The organism is Bradyrhizobium sp. WYCCWR15520 (assembly GCF_056174665.1).
The window spans coordinates 1-17,399 of the sequence record NZ_JBWBWM010000071.1 but is presented as its reverse complement, the minus strand read 5'-3'; the positions used below and the strand labels follow the sequence as shown (position 1 = coordinate 17,399).

19 protein-coding genes and 1 tRNA gene are annotated in these 17,399 nt (G+C 63.0%); 12 read left to right on the top strand and 8 right to left on the bottom strand.

The annotated features are described in order from the left end of the window. The 3 genes from AC0QUY_RS39975 to AC0QUY_RS39965 form a co-directional block, all read left to right on the top strand. On the top strand, window positions 1–493 hold a 493-nt coding region (locus tag AC0QUY_RS39975), incomplete at its 5' end, for an acyl-CoA dehydrogenase family protein (protein WP_475391365.1). 343 nt (window positions 494–836) lie between these two features. After that, window positions 837–1,994 (top strand): DUF898 family protein, encoded by a 1,158-nt coding sequence (locus tag AC0QUY_RS39970; RefSeq protein ID WP_161852077.1) that lies wholly within the window; start codon window positions 837–839, stop codon window positions 1,992–1,994. A 15-nt stretch (window positions 1,995–2,009) separates the two neighbouring features. Then, a complete protein-coding gene (locus AC0QUY_RS39965; RefSeq protein ID WP_475391427.1) occupies window positions 2,010–3,113 on the top strand; it encodes a M48 family metallopeptidase in 1,104 nt (367 codons plus the stop codon). Window positions 3,114–3,119: 6 nt separating this feature from the next. Here AC0QUY_RS39965 and AC0QUY_RS39960 read toward each other — a convergent pair whose 3' ends face one another. Continuing rightward, window positions 3,120–4,118, bottom strand: coding sequence for a LysR family transcriptional regulator (locus tag AC0QUY_RS39960; RefSeq protein ID WP_475391425.1), 999 nt, complete (start codon window positions 4,116–4,118; stop codon window positions 3,120–3,122). 581 nt (window positions 4,119–4,699) lie between these two features. On the opposite strand from AC0QUY_RS39960, the gene AC0QUY_RS39955 reads away from it, so the two are divergent. Continuing rightward, the gene (locus tag AC0QUY_RS39955) at window positions 4,700–5,077 is read left to right on the top strand and encodes a VOC family protein (RefSeq protein WP_475391423.1); all 378 of its coding nucleotides are present in this window, start codon (window positions 4,700–4,702) and stop codon (window positions 5,075–5,077) included. Window positions 5,078–5,151: 74 nt separating this feature from the next. On the opposite strand, the gene AC0QUY_RS39950 is transcribed toward AC0QUY_RS39955, so the two are convergent. Further along, window positions 5,152–5,964: a DUF2927 domain-containing protein gene (locus AC0QUY_RS39950; protein ID WP_475391421.1), complete on the bottom strand. Its 813-nt coding sequence runs from the start codon at window positions 5,962–5,964 to the stop codon at window positions 5,152–5,154. A 98-nt stretch (window positions 5,965–6,062) separates the two neighbouring features. Continuing rightward, a complete protein-coding gene (locus AC0QUY_RS39945) occupies window positions 6,063–6,665 on the bottom strand; it encodes a L,D-transpeptidase (protein ID WP_161852081.1) in 603 nt (200 codons plus the stop codon). Window positions 6,666–6,893: 228 nt separating this feature from the next. Here AC0QUY_RS39945 and AC0QUY_RS39940 point away from each other — a divergent pair, with 228 nt between their 5' ends. From AC0QUY_RS39940 to AC0QUY_RS39920, 5 genes are all read left to right on the top strand, one after another. Continuing rightward, a complete protein-coding gene (locus tag AC0QUY_RS39940; protein ID WP_475391419.1) occupies window positions 6,894–8,441 on the top strand; it encodes an acetolactate synthase large subunit in 1,548 nt (515 codons plus the stop codon). A gap of 243 nt (window positions 8,442–8,684) precedes the next feature. Next, the gene (locus AC0QUY_RS39935; protein WP_475391418.1) at window positions 8,685–9,200 is read left to right on the top strand and encodes a hypothetical protein; all 516 of its coding nucleotides are present in this window, start codon (window positions 8,685–8,687) and stop codon (window positions 9,198–9,200) included. Between the two features lie 22 nt (window positions 9,201–9,222). After that, on the top strand, window positions 9,223–10,545 hold the full coding sequence (locus AC0QUY_RS39930; protein ID WP_475391416.1) for a M20/M25/M40 family metallo-hydrolase: 1,323 nt from the start codon (window positions 9,223–9,225) through the stop codon (window positions 10,543–10,545). 131 nt (window positions 10,546–10,676) lie between these two features. Beyond that, window positions 10,677–10,856, top strand: a complete 180-nt coding sequence (locus AC0QUY_RS39925; protein ID WP_141686714.1) for a hypothetical protein — start codon at window positions 10,677–10,679, stop codon at window positions 10,854–10,856. Between the two features lie 101 nt (window positions 10,857–10,957). Further along, complete coding sequence (locus AC0QUY_RS39920) at window positions 10,958–11,101, top strand: hypothetical protein (protein WP_475391413.1); 144 nt, start codon at window positions 10,958–10,960, stop codon at window positions 11,099–11,101. 862 nt (window positions 11,102–11,963) lie between these two features. Here the strand turns inward: AC0QUY_RS39920 and AC0QUY_RS39915 are convergent. The 4 genes from AC0QUY_RS39915 to AC0QUY_RS39900 all read right to left on the bottom strand — a co-directional run bounded on the left by AC0QUY_RS39915 (window position 11,964) and on the right by AC0QUY_RS39900 (window position 14,652). After that, complete coding sequence (locus AC0QUY_RS39915) at window positions 11,964–12,113, bottom strand: hypothetical protein (protein ID WP_161852085.1); 150 nt, start codon at window positions 12,111–12,113, stop codon at window positions 11,964–11,966. Between the two features lie 322 nt (window positions 12,114–12,435). After that, window positions 12,436–12,510 (bottom strand) — tRNA-Val (locus AC0QUY_RS39910). A 118-nt stretch (window positions 12,511–12,628) separates the two neighbouring features. Beyond that, complete coding sequence (locus AC0QUY_RS39905; RefSeq protein WP_161852086.1) at window positions 12,629–13,909, bottom strand: coiled-coil domain-containing protein; 1,281 nt, start codon at window positions 13,907–13,909, stop codon at window positions 12,629–12,631. 131 nt (window positions 13,910–14,040) lie between these two features. Further along, complete coding sequence (locus tag AC0QUY_RS39900; RefSeq protein ID WP_161852087.1) at window positions 14,041–14,652, bottom strand: DUF1134 domain-containing protein; 612 nt, start codon at window positions 14,650–14,652, stop codon at window positions 14,041–14,043. A 153-nt stretch (window positions 14,653–14,805) separates the two neighbouring features. Here AC0QUY_RS39900 and AC0QUY_RS39895 point away from each other — a divergent pair, with 153 nt between their 5' ends. Continuing rightward, the gene (locus AC0QUY_RS39895; RefSeq protein WP_246738577.1) at window positions 14,806–15,270 is read left to right on the top strand and encodes a YHS domain-containing (seleno)protein; all 465 of its coding nucleotides are present in this window, start codon (window positions 14,806–14,808) and stop codon (window positions 15,268–15,270) included. Window positions 15,271–15,279: 9 nt separating this feature from the next. Here AC0QUY_RS39895 and AC0QUY_RS39890 read toward each other — a convergent pair whose 3' ends face one another. Further along, the gene (locus AC0QUY_RS39890) at window positions 15,280–16,122 is read right to left on the bottom strand and encodes a 3'(2'),5'-bisphosphate nucleotidase CysQ family protein (RefSeq protein ID WP_475391411.1); all 843 of its coding nucleotides are present in this window, start codon (window positions 16,120–16,122) and stop codon (window positions 15,280–15,282) included. 148 nt (window positions 16,123–16,270) lie between these two features. On the opposite strand from AC0QUY_RS39890, the gene chpT reads away from it, so the two are divergent. Both chpT and AC0QUY_RS39880 read left to right on the top strand, forming a co-directional pair. After that, the gene (gene chpT, locus AC0QUY_RS39885; RefSeq protein ID WP_161852089.1) at window positions 16,271–16,918 is read left to right on the top strand and encodes a histidine phosphotransferase ChpT; all 648 of its coding nucleotides are present in this window, start codon (window positions 16,271–16,273) and stop codon (window positions 16,916–16,918) included. Between the two features lie 192 nt (window positions 16,919–17,110). Beyond that, the coding region (locus tag AC0QUY_RS39880) for an Hpt domain-containing protein (RefSeq protein WP_475388912.1) at window positions 17,111–17,399 on the top strand (289 nt) is incomplete at its 3' end.

The following is a 17,399-nucleotide window of genomic DNA, read 5'->3' as shown; positions in this document are numbered from 1 at the left end:
CCCCGAGGAGAATGTGCTGAGCGAGGTCGGCCGCGGCGTCAACGTGCTGATGTCCGGCCTCGACTACGAGCGCGCGGTGCTGGCGGCAGGCCCGATCGGCATCATGCAGGCCTGCATGGACGTGGTGCTGCCTTACGTCCACGAGCGCAAGCAGTTCGGCGAGCCGATCGGGACGTTCCAACTGGTGCAGGGCAAGATCGCCGACATGTACACGACGATGAACGCCTCGCGCGCCTATGTGTACGCGGTGGCAAAGGCCTGCGACCGCGGCGAGACCACGCGCGAGGACGCCGCGGGCGCGATTCTCTACGCCGCGGAAAAAGCCACGCAATGCGCGCTCGACGCCATCCAGCTCCTCGGCGGCAACGGCTACATCAACGACTACCCGACCGGACGCCTTTTGCGCGACGCCAAACTCTACGAGATCGGCGCCGGCACCAGCGAAATCCGTCGCATGCTGATCGGCCGGGAATTGTTCGAGAAGACGGCGTAGCAGTGGCGAGGCTAGGCTCAATCCCTATTGTGGGCCCTGCCGCGACGGGCGCCAAGCTTGAGGCACTTCTCGCTGCACCAGACTTCGTTCGTGCGTGCTCCGGGAGATGCTCGAACGGGCTCTCTGTTGATTGCGGCGCATGGCCCCGCAGCCGGCACCTATCGAGCTCTGCTAGTGTTGAATTTAAGTCCACAATCCGCCGCAAAGCGGACCTGGATCAGGCGATATCCTCTCATCTCGATTTAAGAGTTCACGCACTATAGGAACTCATTGTGGGACCTGGGTCACACACCGGCCGATGATTTTGTGGTTTGATCCGCCACCGTCGCGCTGGAGTTGAATCATGAATCAGATGAGCTGGCCCCCTCAGGTGCCGCCACCGCCGCCTATGCCCGTGCCGCCGCCGATGCCGGTGGCGTTTTCCGGCAGCCGCGGCGACTTTTTTCATCTGGTCAAGCGCGGCGCAGGCCTCGAATTCGTTACCCTCGGCTTCTATCGCTTCTGGCTGCTCACCGATATCCGCCGGCATCTCTGGGCCAACACCCTGGTCGACGGCGATGCCGCCGAATACACCGGCCGCGGCAAGGAATTGCTGATCGGATTTTTGGTCGCGCTGGCGATCCTGGTGCCGGTCTATCTCGCCTATTTTCTCGCCGGCCTTGAGGCCGAGCATATCCAGGCGTTTGCCAGTATTCCGCTGGTCGCCTTCTTCTACATCTTCGGGCAGTTCGCGATCTACCGCGCGCGGCGCTATCGCCTGACGCGCACGGTGTGGCGTGGCGTGCGGTTCTGGATGAGCGGTTCGGGATGGAAATACGCCTTGCTGGCATCGCTGTGGGGCCTGTTGTCGGCGGTGACCCTTGGGCTGGCGCTGCCGTGGCGCACGGCCGCGCTTGAGCGCTACAAGATGCGGCATTCCTTCTACGGCGACCTGCAGGGCAGTTTCGAGGGGCGGGGCTGGGAGTTCTTCAAGCGCGGCTGGTGGCTGTGGCTGCTCGCGCCGATCGCGTTTGTTGTGTACCCGATCGCGCCGTTCATCTACGGGGCCTTCAAGGCGATCGAATGGCGCTGGTGGCTCTCGGGCATCCGGTTCGGCGACGTGCGCCTGGAATCGTCGCTGCCCAAGAGCGCATTGATCGGCCTGTACTGGAAAGTCATCGGCTGGATCGTGGTGCTCGGATTGGCGTTCTCGGTCTATCTGGCGCTGGCGGCGGCGCTGGTCGCCAGCATGAGCGGCGATGCATTCGGCGAATTCTTCACGTCGCAGGAATTCGCCAAAAGTATCCCGCTGCTTGCGCTCATGGGCATCGGCTACCTGGCATTTGCACTGGCGATGAATATCGTAATACGGGTCTATCTGGTACGCGACCTCTGGGTGAGGGTGCTCGGCTCGGTCAATATCAGCGGCATCGAGGCGGCCGCCAACGTTGCCGCGCGGGGCGAGATGGCCAACGCGCTCGGCGAAGGATTTGCCGACGGCCTCGATGTTGGCGGCTTTTAAGGCTTCGGTGTCGCCATGAATAGCGAAGCGTCAGTTCCTGCAACACAGATCCTCGACGGTTCGGCGGCCTATTTCGACGGCGCGTCGAGCCGACGGCGCACCGTGACGCTTCGCCTTGCCGACCGGCTCGAAATCGTCGAGGGCGAGCAAACGCTGGCGGCGTGGGCCTATGCCGACATCCGCCGCGCCGATAGTCCGACTGGCGTGCTGCGCGTGAGCTGCCAGGCTGCGCCTGCGCTGGCGCGGCTCGAGGTTCGCGATACCGGCCTTGCGAGCGAGCTCGTCGCGCGCTGCGGCAGCATCGACGATCACATGATCGGCCGTCGCGGCGTCGCCACCATCGTCGGCTGGTCGATCGCGGCGACGGTATCGATCGTTGCCGTGGTGCTGTTCGGGTTGCCGCTGCTGGCCGACCGCCTCACGCCGCTGGTGCCCGAAGCGTTCGAGCGGCGGCTCGGCGAGGTCGCGGACAGCCAGATCAAGAAGATCTTCGATGCCAAGGTCTGTGACAACCCCGCGGGGGAGAAGGCGTTCACTAAGCTCGTGACACAGATTCGCGAAGCCGCCGGCCTCGACACGTCGGTGCAGTCTGGCGTGCTGTCGAGTTCGATTCCGAATGCCTTCGCGCTGCCGGGCGGCAAGGTCTATCTGTTCGACGGACTATTGGCGAAGGCCGAGAACGCCGACGAGATCGCCGGCGTGCTGGCCCATGAGCTCGGCCACCTCAAGCATCGCGACAGCATGCGCAAGCTGATCCACGATGGTGGTAGTTCATTCCTGATCGGGCTGTTGTTCGGCGACATCACCGGCTCCAGCGCGCTGATCTTCGGCTCGCGCACGCTGGTGACGTCATCCCATTCGCGTGAGGCCGAGCATAGCGCCGACAGGTTTGCGATCGACGTCATGCACCGGCTTGGCCGGCCGGCGAAGCCGGCAGGAGAATTGCTGCTTCGGGTGACCGGAAAGGAAGGCAAGGGCCTTTCGATTATCTCCACCCACCCCTTGAGCGAGGACCGGTTGGCGCGGATGAGCCGGCAAGATCCGCCGGCCGGCAGGCCGCCGCTGCTCTCGGCCGAGGAATGGAAGGCGCTCAAATCGATCTGCAGCGCCAAGATCTGATGCCGGCTACCTTCGGGCGCTTTTTCGCGACCTTGCCGCCTCGATCGGCGCGGGCGCGGCGCCCGCGGGCTTCAGGTCCCATACCGCCTGCATGGCCGAGAAGGCCTGCGAGATCATCGGCTCGTGCCGCCGCGACGCCAGGCAGGCGAAGCTGAGGTCGCAGGTCAGCGCCACCTTGTCGGCGATAACGATATTCCGCTTCGGCGCGACTCGGTCGAGCACGCAGACGCGGGCGAGGCTGAGACAGTCGCCGGATTCGACGAAGTCGATCATGGCCTCTTCCTGATCGGCGAAGGCGACGCGCTTCAGCAATGAGCCTGTCGGCCGGAACACGTCGTCGAGCAGCCGCCGATGCGCCGAGTCATACGGCGTCGCAATCCAGGGCAGGTCGGCGAGGTCGCCCCAATCCTTGCCCATCACCTTGTCGCTCCATTCGCGAGGCGCGATCACGCGGTAATCGAAGCGCATCAGCGGCATGAGCTGAAATTTGCCGTCGTCGATGGCTCGCTCTGACATTATCCCTGACGCAAGGCATTCGGAAGGCGTGGCATCGACATAGTATCCGGCGTCGAGTTCGCCCCTGCCGATCTGTGCCAGCACGTCGTCGGTCATGCCGTAACGAAGGAAAACTTCGGTCTTCTTCGAGGAGGTGGCGAGGCTTCGTACGAACGGGCCGAGCCGGATCGACTCCGGATCCTGGATCGTGCCGACGCGCAGCGTCCCGCGCAGCGATTCGCGCAAGGAATCCGCCGCCGTCCTGAAATCCGCCGAGGCCGATACCGTCCGGTGCGCCAGCGGCAGCAGGGCGGCGCCCGCTTCCGTCAGCGTAAAGCCGCCCGGCGTCCGGTTGAAAAGCTGCAGCCCTGTGTTCTCCTCCAGGCCCTTCAGTTGCAGGCTGACGGCAGGCTGGGTGAGGTGCAGCAGCGTGGCCGCGCGTGACACCGTGCCTTCACGGGCCACGGTGATGAAGCAGCGCAAGGCCTGGATCCGAGGCAGGTCGTTCATTTGAAAGACTTATAAGAGTCGCCCATAACCAACATTAAACAGGATTTGCTCTTGGAAGTCACAATGTTTCGTAAATAAAACGTTGCGTTGTTATGGAATAAAGGCGAATTGTTCCGTCCGGGCTATTCAATCTGTCGTGCAGATGACGCTCGCGAAGCATTCAGAAGGGCCTGGCTGCGGCCGCGGTCTGCGCCTTGTTCGACAGTCGAGAATTCTCGGCGGTCATTGCGAGCCAACGGGTCGCGAATGCGCGCCCGGCTTGCGCCGCGCAGTGATGACAGGCCCCGCGAAGCAGTCCATCGCTCCGCGCTTGCGGAAGGATGGATTGCTTCCGCCTTCGCCCTTCGAGCTTCGGCGGACAAGTCGTCGCTTCAGCGCAAAATTGCTCTGCAATTTTGTCACGAGCTCCCTTGCACAAACCGCTTCGCTTTTGTCGCAGGCAATGATGGGGCGAGGCAGGCGACCAGGCCGTGAACCCATAAACCGGCAACGACCGAGCTTGATAGAAAGCGGAAAGACGGCTTTGAGGGAGCAAACAGCGGAAGCCGCCGTTATCGAACAAGGTTGAAAAGGAGGCTGTTGTGATCCACCACGTTTCGGTAGGGACGAATGACGTTGGGCGCTCGAAGCGTTTCTACGACGCCGTTTTGCCCATCGTCGGCATTATGCCAATGGCCGAGGATGAGGGTGGACTGGGTTACGGAAGCGGCACGTTTCACTTCAGCGTTCAGGTTCCAATTGACGGAAGACCTGCAACCGTTGGCAATGGCACTCACATCGCCTTTGCCGTGGAAGACCGTTCCATGGTCGATCGATTCTACGCAGCGGCACTAGAGCACGGTGGTAGCGACGATGGTCCGCCGGGGCTGCGGCCAGACTACGATGCCAACTACTATGGAGCCTTCGTCCGCGATCCAGACGGTCATAAAATAGAAGCGGTGACCTACTCCGCAAAATAGTCATCAGCTTTTGACCGGTTACAGCCGGCACCGCTCTGCGATGAATCTGCGCATTGGCAGTTTGGCCGCGCCCTTCACTGCGGCAGGTTGTTGACCTTGCGCACCCAGGCGCGCACGTCGGTCAGCACGTCCGGCAGCAACGCCTTGACCTCCTGCACGGTCATGCCGGGCTTGATCCGGGGATCATAGAGCAGGTTCAGGAGATACTGGTCGTAGACGTCGAAATAGCCCATCGACACATTGTCGTTGAACATGGTCCAGGGCACGCTCGCCGTATCGTTGATCGGTCCCAGCGATTGCAGCAATTCCTCATAGGCGCAGTCGAAGAAGACGAAGTCGCCATTGTCGACGGTGAGGATCACGTCGGAGTGTTCGATTTCGAACTTCTCGTTCTTGCGAAAGCCGGACAGGCATTGCGGGTCGAGCGAGGAGCGGATCTCGCGCGCCCGTTCGCTGCCGTAGAAGGTCGCGATGGTGCGATGGAGATCGCGGTCGCGCACCAGCTTGACTTGCACATTGGCGTCTTCGAGGCTTGCGGCCATGGCGATATCGAGGTGCTGAACGCGCGCGGCGATGTCGGCCACGATTTTCGCAAGCTGCGCCTTGCGGTCGGCCCGGCTGCCGTCGGCGAACACGCGCACCGGCCCGTCATATTTTCGGATGCGGTCGACGCGGCCGGCGAGATGATACTCGGCGCCAAAGGCGATCTTGAGAAAGCCTTCGACGATCTCGTTATCGGTAAAGATCCTTTTCTCGCTGCGTTGACGCTGCGCGATGGCGGGAAGGTCGGCGAACGCCGTGCACGGCAGCAAGATCCCGCCGAGTACTGCGGCGCTCAGGGCAGCCGCTAGCGTCCGTACATGCAGGAATCGGCGGAGCGTGCGCATTCGAACGACGCTGCAGCAATCGGCGCGTGCGTGCAAGACCAGAAAGTCCCGATCACGCGCTTGCGCGCATGATCGTCGCGGGTTCCTGCAGCGAGAGTCTAGTTCTTCACGACGACCGGCGTGCCGACGGAGACGCGGCTGTAAAGATCGGTCACGTCCTCATTGGTCATGCGGAAGCATCCGGAGGAGACCGCTTGTCCGATCGTCTCGGGCTCGTTGGAGCCGTGGATGCGGTAGAGCGTCGATCCCAGATACATCGCCCGCGCGCCGAGCGGATTGTCGATGCCGCCGCGCATATGGCGCGGCAGGTCGGGACGGCGGCGGAGCATCTGGGCCGGCGGGGTCCAACTCGGCCATTCCCGCTTCGCGCTGATGCGGTGGGTTCCGCTCCAGCGGAAGCCGTCCCGGCCGACGCCAATGCCATAGCGTATCGCCTGGCCGTTACCGAGCACGAGATAGAGCCGGCGTTCGGCGGTGTTGATGTAAATCGTGCCGGGGGCGTAATTGGCGTTAAACATCACAGTCGTGCGCGGGATCGGGCTCGATCCGCTGGGCATGCCGGGCCGGAAGAAACCGGGGCCGCCGCCCATGATGTCGCGCGAGTCTTCAAAGAAACCTTGAAATAAACCTTGGGCCTGCGCCTGGCCGGCCCCGGCCAGCATGGTCAGCGCCGCAAACAGCAAAGCAAAAGCCCGGGTCATCTTTTTCTTCCTCGCGAAAAAAACTGAATATGAGAGGACACAGGCCATAATTGCGGCGGTCGTGCAACCAACGAGCCTGTGACCACAGCCATTTTCAATCGCCGCGGTTAAAAAAGGCAACATGCCCTACGCGATGGCTGCATTGTTCCGCTAAACCTTTGACGAAATGTGTGAACAATGATTGATCGTCAGCGGCTCCTCAAAAAAGATCGCGAAGGGAACGAGAGCATGAACGGTGCGGAAAGTCTGGTGCGGACATTGGTCGCGGGCGGGGTGGACGTCTGCTTCACCAATCCCGGCACCTCGGAGATGCATTTCGTCGCCGCACTGGACCGGGTCGAGGGGATGCGCTGCGTGCTCGGGCTGTTCGAGGGCGTGGTGACGGGCGCCGCCGACGGCTATTACCGCATGAAGGGTACGCCGGCCTCGACGCTTTTGCATCTGGGGCCCGGTCTTGCCAATGGGCTTGCCAATCTCCACAACGCCAAGAAGGCCAATTCCGGCATCGTCAACATCGTCGGCCAGCACGCGACCTATCACATCGGGTACAACGCTCCGCTGACGTCTGATATCGAGGGGCTGGCGCGGCCGATGTCATCCTGGGTGCGGACCTCGCCGGATGCCAAGTCGGTCGCCGCCGACGGCGCTGCGGCCATCGCCGCCGCCAAGAGCTCGCCGGCGCAGATCGCCACCCTGATCCTGCCCGCCGATACCGCCTGGAACGAGGCCGACGGCATCGCGCAGGTGCCTGATGACAACCAGCGCGCCAGTTATTCCGCGCAGGCCGTGGACAACGCCGCCAAAGTGCTGCGCAACGGCGGCGCGTCGACGCTGCTGTTGATGACCGGAAGCGCGCTCACCGAGCACGGGCTGGCGCTGGCGGCCCAGATCGCGGGCAAGACCGGCTGCAAGGTAATGGGCCAGACCTACAATCCGCGCATGGCGCGCGGCAAGGGCCGGTTCTCGATCGACCGCATCCCCTACGTGATCGAGCAGGCGCTGCCGATCCTGAAAGACTTCAAGAACATCGTGCTGGTCGAGGCCAACGATCCCGTCGCGTTCTTCGCCTATCCGAACAAGCCGAGCATGCTCAAGCCCCAAGGCTGCGAGGTGCATCGCATGACCACGGGCGCCGAAAATTCCGTCGCCGCCCTGGAAGCGCTGGCCGGTGCGCTTCACGCGCAGCCGGCCGACCGGCAGCCGCAGAAAACGGTCGAACTCGCCAAGCCGACCGGCGCGCTGACGCACGCCTCGATCGCGCAGGCAATTGCAATGGCGATCCCGGAAAATGCCATCGTGGTCGATGAATCCGTCACCACCGGTCGCGGCTTCTTTCCGCCGACGGCTGCCGCCGCCCCGCACGACTGGCTGCAGAACATGGGCGGCTCGATCGGCTTCTCGACGCCGGTCGCGACCGGTGCTGCGGTGGCGTGCCCGGACCGCAAGGTGATCTGCTTGGTCGGCGACGGCAGCGCGATGTACACGCTGCAATCCCTGTGGACACAGGCGCGCGAAGGCCTCAACGTCGTCACGATTGTATTTGCCAACAAGATCTACCAGATATTGCGTGGCGAATTCGACGGCGTCGGTGCCGGCGAGCCGGGGCAGCGGGCGCTCGACATGCTCAAGATCGACCGTCCCGACCTCGACTTCGTGGCCCTCGCCAAGGGCATGGGCGTGCCGGCGCGCGCGGTCGCCAATGCCGACGATTTCAACAAGGCGCTGGCAGAAGCCGTCGCCGAGCCGGGGCCGCGGCTGATCGAAGTGCAGATGTAAGGTGACAATCGTCTGAAAGTTTTGAACTAGCCGGAATGCCGCAATTGTGAAATCGTCATTGCGAGCCAACGGGTCGCGCGAATGCGCGCTCGATGACAGGCTCCGCGAAGCAATTCATCGCGCCACAAGTGGACGGATGGATTGCTTCGTCGCTTTAGCGCAAAATTGCTCTGCAATTTTGTCGCGAGCTCCCTTGCGCAAACGCTTCGCGTTTGTCGCGGGCAATGACGATGCCGAGGCGCCATGCAGACCGAACTGAACAAGGTCGTCGCCGCACTTCACGAGTTCTACGCGCGCGAGGCCTATCTGCTCGAAAAGGACGTTGGCGAACGCGCACTGACGCATCGCCTGGCGGTGCATTTCGAACCGCAGTTCCCTGGCTGGGAGATCGATTGCGAATACGACCGGCTCGGCGATCGCACGCTGCGGCTGCCGCATGGTTCGACCGTCTCGACCGACGATCATCTGGCGAAATCCATCTATCCCGACATCGTGGTGCACCAGCGCGCGATCCCCAACAATCTGCTTGCGGTCGAGGTGCGAAAAGCGGCCAATCATCAGCCGCTCGAACATGACCAGCACAAGCTGCGGGCGCTGACCGATCCGCATTTGTGGTTCGCCTACTGGATCGGCGTGCTGCTGACGCTAGGCAAGACCCATGTCACGATGTCGGAGGTCTATACCAGCGGCGTTTACGACCAGGCCCTGTCCGGCTGGTTCGCAGGCCGGCTGAAGGATGCCGGACTAAGCGCGGGATAGCCTCGCGAACGGAGAAAGCGTGATGACATTTACTCGATCGATCCTGGCCATCGCATTCGTCGCCGTCGCGCAGCATGCGTTGACGCAGCAGGCTCGGGCGCAGGCGGCTCCCGCGCCGGATCTGGAAGCCATTCTGGCCAATCCCAAAATCGTCAAAACGCTGGACGACATCAAGGCCGACGACGAGCGGACCTTTGCCGAGCAAAAGCGCATCACCGAAATCCCGGCGCCGCCGTTCAAGGAGAAAGTCCGCGCCGAATATTATCAGAAGCGGATGCAGGAGCTCGGCTTCAAGGATGCTTCGATCGACGCCGAAGGCAATGTGATCGCGCTGCGCAAGGGCAGCGGCGGCGGCCGGCCCAAGCTCGTGGTATCGGCGCATCTCGACACGGTATTCCCCGAAGGCACCGACGTCACCGTGAAGGAGAAGGACGGTGCGATCGTCGCGCCCGGCATCGGCGACGATTCGCGCGGGCTTGCGGCGATGCTGTCGCTGATCAAGGTGATGAACGAAAACCAGATTGCGACCGTCGGCGACATCCTGTTCGTCGGCACGGTAGGTGAAGAAGAACTCGGCAATCTGCGCGGCGTGAAGGCGCTGTTCCGCGATCACACCGATATCGACGGCTTCATCTCGATCGACGGGCTCGGCATTACGCGGGTCGTCAACCAGGCGACCGGCAGCCATCGCTACGAGTTCACCTTCAAGGGCCCCGGCGGGCACTCATTCCAGGAGTTCGGATTGCCTAGCGCGACGCATGCGATGGGCCGGGCGATCGCAAAGATCTCGGAGCTGCAGCCGCCCTCCGATCCCAAGACCACGTTTACCGTCGGTACCGTGACCGGCGGCACCTCCGTCAACGCCATCGCGGCGGAAGCGCGGATGACAGTCGACATGCGCTCGAACTCGACCGAAGAACTCCTGAAGCTCGAGGCGCGGCTGCTCGAGCTCGTCAAGGAAGCGGTGGCGGATGAAAACGCGCGCTGGAAATCCGACAAAATGACGGTGGAGGCAAAGCTGATCGGCGACCGCCCGGCGGGCTTCGTCGCGATGGATTCGCCGATCGTGCAGGCCACCCAGCGCACGGTGGCAGCCGTCACAAAGGGACCGCGGCCGACCTTCGCCGGCTCCTCGACCGATTCCAACATTGCGATGTCGCTCGGCATTCCCGCCGTCACCATCGGCGGCGGCGGCGAGGGCGGCAACTGGCACTCGCGCAACGAATGGTACAAGCCGACCAATGCCTGGTACGGCCCGCAGAACGCGCTGCTGACCGTCCTGATCCTGACCGGGCTCGACGGCGTGACCAAACCGGAGCTTCCGGTGCGAAAAGCCGCCAAATAGGGCCAAACCGGCCGTCAAAACCGCGTTTCGGCCGTTAACCATGCCCCCGATTGGACAAATTGTCGGCAAATTGCGGCCAAAGCGGTAACCGAAACTTCCCCCCGTAGTAATACCGGCGTAGGGGGAGTGGCATGGCGTACAGGATCGTGGCGGAGCGCAAGGACGAGACCGTCAGGATGGACCGGAGCAGCATGCTGGTGGCGGTCGCCAAAGCGCGGGTCTGGGCCAGCGAGGGGTGGAAGGTCACCATCATCGTCGGCGACGAAAACGAGATCGCACCGGCCGATGCACGCCGGCTTTCCTTCGTCTAATTGAAGACTGGCGCGCCGTCTCTCCGACGGTCGCCAAATAGCGTGGAACCGGGAACCAGGGACCGACGTTATTGCTGCAGGCAGGCTTCTGGAGCAATGCCATGCAGTGGCGGTCAGCAAGCACCGGCCCCGACGAAATGCGCGGCACCGGCGACGACGACAACATCTCCTACGCAACCGGATGGACCATCAGCGGGCTAGCGACGCTAGGCACCATCGTCGCGATCTGGCTGCTGGGGATCTGACTTAAGCTTTCGGCGCGACCCGCCTGCCGCCGGTCACGAGCAGCCCCGACTTGCGGCCGATCTACAGGCCAAGCACCAGCACCACACCGGAAAGAAAAACAGCGTTAGAATGCCGGCCTCTTCAGGGGTCGGTACGCAGCAGCCATCTGACGAAGCCGATTGGTGCGAACAACCCAACCGCGCCGCCGGCAAGGGTGACGATGTCATGACGATCTTCTGGGCGGTCATCTGCTAACTGGCAATCGCTTCGTCAAAAGGACTGGCTGCAAACGCGACGGGCAACATAGCAATGCGGGCAACCGAGCAATGGTGGATGCACAATCAAAAGGGTTGGCGGCACCACTCGGGGACTCTCTTGCGGCTTGCCGACGGCGTCAAGCTACGGTCGAAGCCTTGCCCCCGAAAGCTTGCGATCGAGGATTGCAACCTCGCTTCGGCCTATTCTCTAATCATCCCACGTGCGCTCCCCGCACCGGCATTCGAACATGTGGACGATGGAGCCCGTGTGGGAGTTGATCATCGTTCGAACCAGCTTCAATCTTTCACCGCAGGAACGGCAGGTCTTGTGCGTCGTCTCGCTTTCCAAAACGGCGACCTTCTCGCCGAGGAATAAGTCCATGATCTCCCCCCTCTCAAGTCGCTGCCGGGAATAATTCGTCAGGGGCCGGAAAAAACCAACGAGATTATTTCGCCGGAATCGCTTTCGGCCGACGCGTTGCCTTCCTGCATCGGCGGATGGGTCAGGCGGGCTTTCCCGTATGGAATGGCCAAGTCATGCAGGTGACCGATGCTGCAGCGCACTACGCTTCCGCGCCACAAGCTCGTCTCAATGTAACCCGAATCACGCTCTTACCTTGCCGCATCAGTGCAGACGCTTCGTTTCACTTATTGAATAGCTTTGATGATGGTTCAGGAAACCGGCAAAATTATTGTCGGCACGCGCTTTAAGATGAGCGCGCTTGGAGCCGATCGATGCCCAGAGCTGGCTGGCCGGACTGGCATCGTTGTCCACGTCAGTCCCCGTACCACCGGCATCACCGTGCTGTTCGACGGCGCCAAAAGACCAACTGTTCTGCACAGGGACTTTATCTCTCTGGTCTAGGGTCCGGGCGCCGCCAAGCACATATTGCCGCGTCACACAAAACCGCGACGATCAGGCAGCATCATCTGCCGAACGAAGCGTGGTGGCCGAATCCTTCAGGCAGCGATGAGAGTACACGAGCGAGCGCGATCGATACGCAATCGGGATCATCTGGCGCTCCATAGTGGAGGGGAAGGTCACCGTTCTCAATGCTGCGTCGTGCTGGCGGGATTGACCTGCGGTCGAAGGCAGATGGTGGACGCACAAGGGATCGAACCTTGGACCTCTCCCGTGTGAAGGGAACGCTCTCCCGCTGAGCTATGCGTCCGGGAAATGTGGGCGAACAACAGGCCCTGTCAGAGCTCGCGATTTACGAAGGACGGGCCCCTAGTGTCAAGCGATCAGTCGGGCCACAGCGTCGTGTTTCCGCGCCAATCTGAGGGAATTTACGCCCCCTGCTGGCGGGCGCGGGAGGCGTGCGACTGCAACGCGCGGATGCGCTCTGCCAGCGTGCCGCCGCCTTCCGAGGCGACCGTCGCGCCGGTGACGTCGTTGGCGGGCTTGGCCGGCACTTTCGGCACGTCAGGTTCCGCCGCCAGCATCGCCTCGATCGCCGAATTCGGTCCTTCGAGCTGCATGGCGAGCTTGGCGACTTCCGCGGCTATGTCGTTGATGCGCTCGCGCAGCAGCGCGTTTTCCATCCGCTCGGTCTGCCAGGAGCTTTCGGCCTGTTGCTGGATGGCGTTGATTTCGCGCTGGAGCTTCGCGCGCTCGTCGCGGGCGGTCCGGAGCTGTTCTTCCAGCGCCGCCTTCTCGGTTCGCAATTTTTCCACGGTCGGCGACTTGCCGCCGTTCATGCCTGCGATCTCCTCGCGCAGTTCTCGCGCGGCGCGCTCTGCGTTTTCATTCGCCTGCCTGAGCTGATTGTTTTCGTATTCGCGCTCGGCCAGCATCTTGCCTTGCGTCGCCAGCCGCGCTTCGAGGTCGTTGACGCGGTTGCCGAGCATCTCGGCTTCCTTGACCTGCACGATCAATTGCCGGTCGAGATCGGTGACGCGCTGGCTCAAATTCTCGACGCGGCTGCGCGCTTCCGTCAGTTCGTGCGTCGCTCGCTCGGAATCGGCGCGCTCCTGGGCGAGGCGAGCCTGCGTCGTCGAAAATTCCTTTTCGGCGTCGCCGACGCGGCCCTTCAGTTGCTCGATCTGCGTGCGCACTGCGACCAGCTCGACCTGGCGGCTGTCCGCCATCATCGATCGGTCGTTCAGTTCGGTATTGATCCTGCCGAGTTCGGCCTGCTTATCGGTCAGCGCCTGTTCGGCGTTGCGCAACAGCTCGGTCTTGGCAACAAATTCCTCTTCGGTGGCGCGGAGTTGCTCCTTCATCGCCTTCTCGCGCGCTTCGAGCGCAAAGATCGTGGCGTTCTTTTCGCCGAGTTCGATCTTCATGCGGTTGATCGCGTCGCTCTTCTTGCCGAGTTCGGCGAGCTGGCTGGTGGTCTTGTTCTTCAGCTGCTCGACGCTCATTTCGAGCCGCCGCGCCGACATCGCGAATTCCGCGCGGAGCTGATCCTTGTCGGCCTGGATTTCGGCCATCGACAGCGGGGTCGCCGCCTCGAGCCGCCGCGTCGTCAGCCGCACCGCGCGGTTATGCACCAGCGGCACGATCATCAGACCGAACAGCATGGAGACCAGAAAACCGATCGCCAGATACATGATCGGCTCGATCATGAATGGTTACTCCACACAGACAAGGATTCGTTAATCACATTGCCACGCCGGGCCGGGCCTACGCCAGCCCAATGCCGCGTTAACCTGAATCCGCCTGTGGGGAAGGCGCGCGTCTAGGCTTGAAGACTGGCTCAGAACGGATTCCAGGTCGCGCGCGGGGTATATTTGAGATAGCCGACATTGGCGCCGAGCCGCAGTCCGATGCCGGAGCGGATCGGCACCAGCACGATGTTGTTGGCGGTGAGCGCAGTCATGCCGAAGCCGCCGACGATATAGGCGGAGCCGTCGATGCCGACGAAGCGCTGGTAGATCGCGTTGGTGGCGGGCAGGTTGTAGACCAGCGTCATGGTGCGCGCGCCGTCGCCGCCCCAGTCGAAGCCGACCGACGGTCCCTGCCAGTAGACGCGCAAGTCGCCGGCATTCTTGGTGTAGAGCGTGCCTTCGCCATACCGCAGGCCCGCCACAAAGGCGCCTGAGCCTTCTTCACCCAGCACATAGCCGTTGGGCAGGCCCCATTGACTGACCGCGCGCTCGATCACGGACGCCAGCCCCCGCGAGACGTTGCCGAAGAATTTGTGCCCGGCCGAAACCAGCTCCTCGGGCCCGAAGGTCTCGGGCCCGGGCTGGCGCTGCGGCGGCGGGTAAGGCCCCCCCGGCGGTGGCGGCTGCTGTGCCGAAGCCGGAACTGTCCAGCACATCAGCGCGGCAAACGTCACCGCGGCAAGGCGTGAAGCAAACGTCATGAAAGAACCCCTGGCATCGAAATTCTGGCCGCCGCCTTAACCTGACGCCAACAAGCATGGCTCTAGGTTGCGTCCAGTGTCCCCTCGACTCGCATGTTATCGGCACCAACTATGACGGCACAACGGCAGGAAAGATACGGTTTGCGCCCCGGAATGGCCGCTTTTGCCTTATTGGTGAGCTTTTTTTGCGCGCTCAGCCTTGGTTTGGCCGCCCGCGCGGCAACCACCGAGCGCGTGGTGGTGAACCGCTATTCCGGCCTCGCCATCGGCGGCTTCGATCCGGTCGCTTACTTCACCGAATCCATGGCCTTGCAGGGCTTGCCGGATTTCGAGGCGCGCGGCGCTGGCGCCATCTGGCGTTTCCGCAACGAGGGCAACCGCGCCTCTTTCGTCGCGCATCCGGAAATCTACGGGCCCCAATTCGGCGGCTACGACCCGGTCGATCTTGGGCGGGGCGTCACCTATGCGGGCAACCCGCGCTTTTGGGTCGTCGTGGGCCAGCGGCTCTATCTGTTCGGCCGCGAGGACAACCGCGACGCGTTTGCGGCCGACCCTTCGCGTTTCCTGAAAGAGGCGACGACACGCTGGCCGGCGCTGGAGCGCGGGCTCGCGCAGTAGGTGGCAGACTCAAGGATTGGGCGCGGAGTTCGGATCGCCCCAGGCGATGAATTCCGGAACGATGAAGCCGCTCCGTCCGGTGCCGAATTGCAGGGAAGCGCCGGCTGAATCGGTGATCCTGCCGCCGGCGGCCACAACGACGGCATGGCCCGCGGCGATGTCCCACTCCGAGGTCGGCGACAGCCGCGGATAGATATCGACGGAGCCTTCGGCCACCCGGCCGAGTTTCACCGCCGAGCCAAGCTCGCACCGCACCGCGCCCGGCCTCGCCGCAATGAAGGCTTCGCTCCTGGCATCGCCATGCGAACGGCTGACCGCGACCGTCCAGGGCTGGCCGCGCGGCGGGCAGCGCCGGGTGCGTATCGGTTCGATCAGTGGCTTATCCTCGCCAAGCTCCTTGCCAAGCGTCAGCCGCTCGGCGCCGCGGCCGACCATGCCGCGCCAGATCAGGCCGAGCGCGGGCGCGCTGATGATGCCGAGCAGCGGGGTCCCCTGCGTCACCAGTGCCAGGTTGACGGTGAATTCGTTGCGCCCGGCGACGAATTCCTTGGTGCCGTCGAGCGGGTCGATCAGGAAGAAGCTTTCCCTGTAGGGCAGCGCGGCCGATTGAGTGCGCTCTTCCGATAGCGCCGGTATTTCGGGCACCAGCCGGGCAAGACCCTCGGCGATGATTCGGTCGGCCGCCAGGTCGGCCTCCGTTACCGGCGAACCGTCGGTCTTGCCGTCGACTTGCATGGCGGAACGGTTGACGGCGAGGATGGCGGTACCGGCGCGGATCACGATCTCGGTCAGCGGCTCGATCAGCCTTGCTGCGGCATCGCGATCGAGCACGGGTGGACGTGCCTCATTCATGAGCTCGGCCCAATTGCTGTTCGTCCTGCCTTACCATTGCCGCCCCCTGCTGGCAGCAGGGGGCTGCGCAGTGTATCACCGATAGGCACGCGTGATTCGTAACGGCCCGCCGGTAATTCGCGACCAGGCGGCTTTCCAGGAACCCATGATGTCTGGCACTTCGTCTCCCGGTCCGGCTCCCGATACCCTCGAACTTGCGGCGCTGCTGTGTTCGCGCGTCTGTCACGATCTCATCAGCCCGGTTGGCGCGATCGTCAATGGGCTTGAGGTGCTTGATGACAATCCGAAGCCCGAAGATCGCGATTTCGCGCTCGATCTGATCCGCAAGAGCGCCAAGACCGCCTCCGCCCGGTTGCAGTTCTGCCGCCTGGCGTTTGGAGCTGCGGGATCGGCGGGCGCGCAGATCGATCTCGGCGATGCCCAGACCATGGCGCGCGGCCACATCGAGGACGGCAAGATCACCATCACCTGGAATCTGCCGCGGCTCCTGCTGCCGAAGAACCGCGTCAAGCTGCTGTTGAACATGCTGATCATCGCGCAGCAGACTATACCGCGCGGCGGCACGCTGACGATCGATCCGATCGGCGACGGCGAGACGATGGGTTTTCGCGTCACGTCTTCCGGCCTGAACGCTCGCGTGCCGCAGAACATCGCCGATCTCCTGAGCGCAAGTTCGACGGCAACCGTCGATGCACACGCGGTGCAGCCTTACTATACGCGGCTGCTGGCGCAGGCCTGCGGGCTCAGCGTGACGCTTGCGCCCGACGGCGAAAAGGTGGTTGTTACCGCTTCCTGAAGCGCGCCAACGCGCCAACATGGTTAATCAACGGTGAAAACAGCCGGCAGATTTGATTTCTGCCGTCTTATCTCTTTGTTGATCCCGTTCTTTTCCACTTGCTCAACCAATATTAAACGCTTTGCATAGAAGCTGGCTTCGTTCCGTAAGGCGCGTCGATGTCGCGTGCCGCTGCGTGCGAAGGCCAGTTTCATGGATGATTTGTTGCGGGAGTTCCTGACCGAGACCAGCGAGAGCCTGGATACGGTCGACAATCAGTTGGTGCGGTTCGAGCAGGACCCGAGCGACGCGAAGATCCTCGATAACATCTTCCGCCTGGTCCACACCATCAAGGGCACCTGCGGCTTCCTGGGGCTGCCGCGGCTGGAAGCGCTCGCCCATGCCGGCGAGACGTTGATGGGCAAATTCCGCGACGGCATGCCGGTCAAGGCCGAAGCCGTGACGCTGATCCTGTCCTCGATCGACCGCATCAAGGAAATCC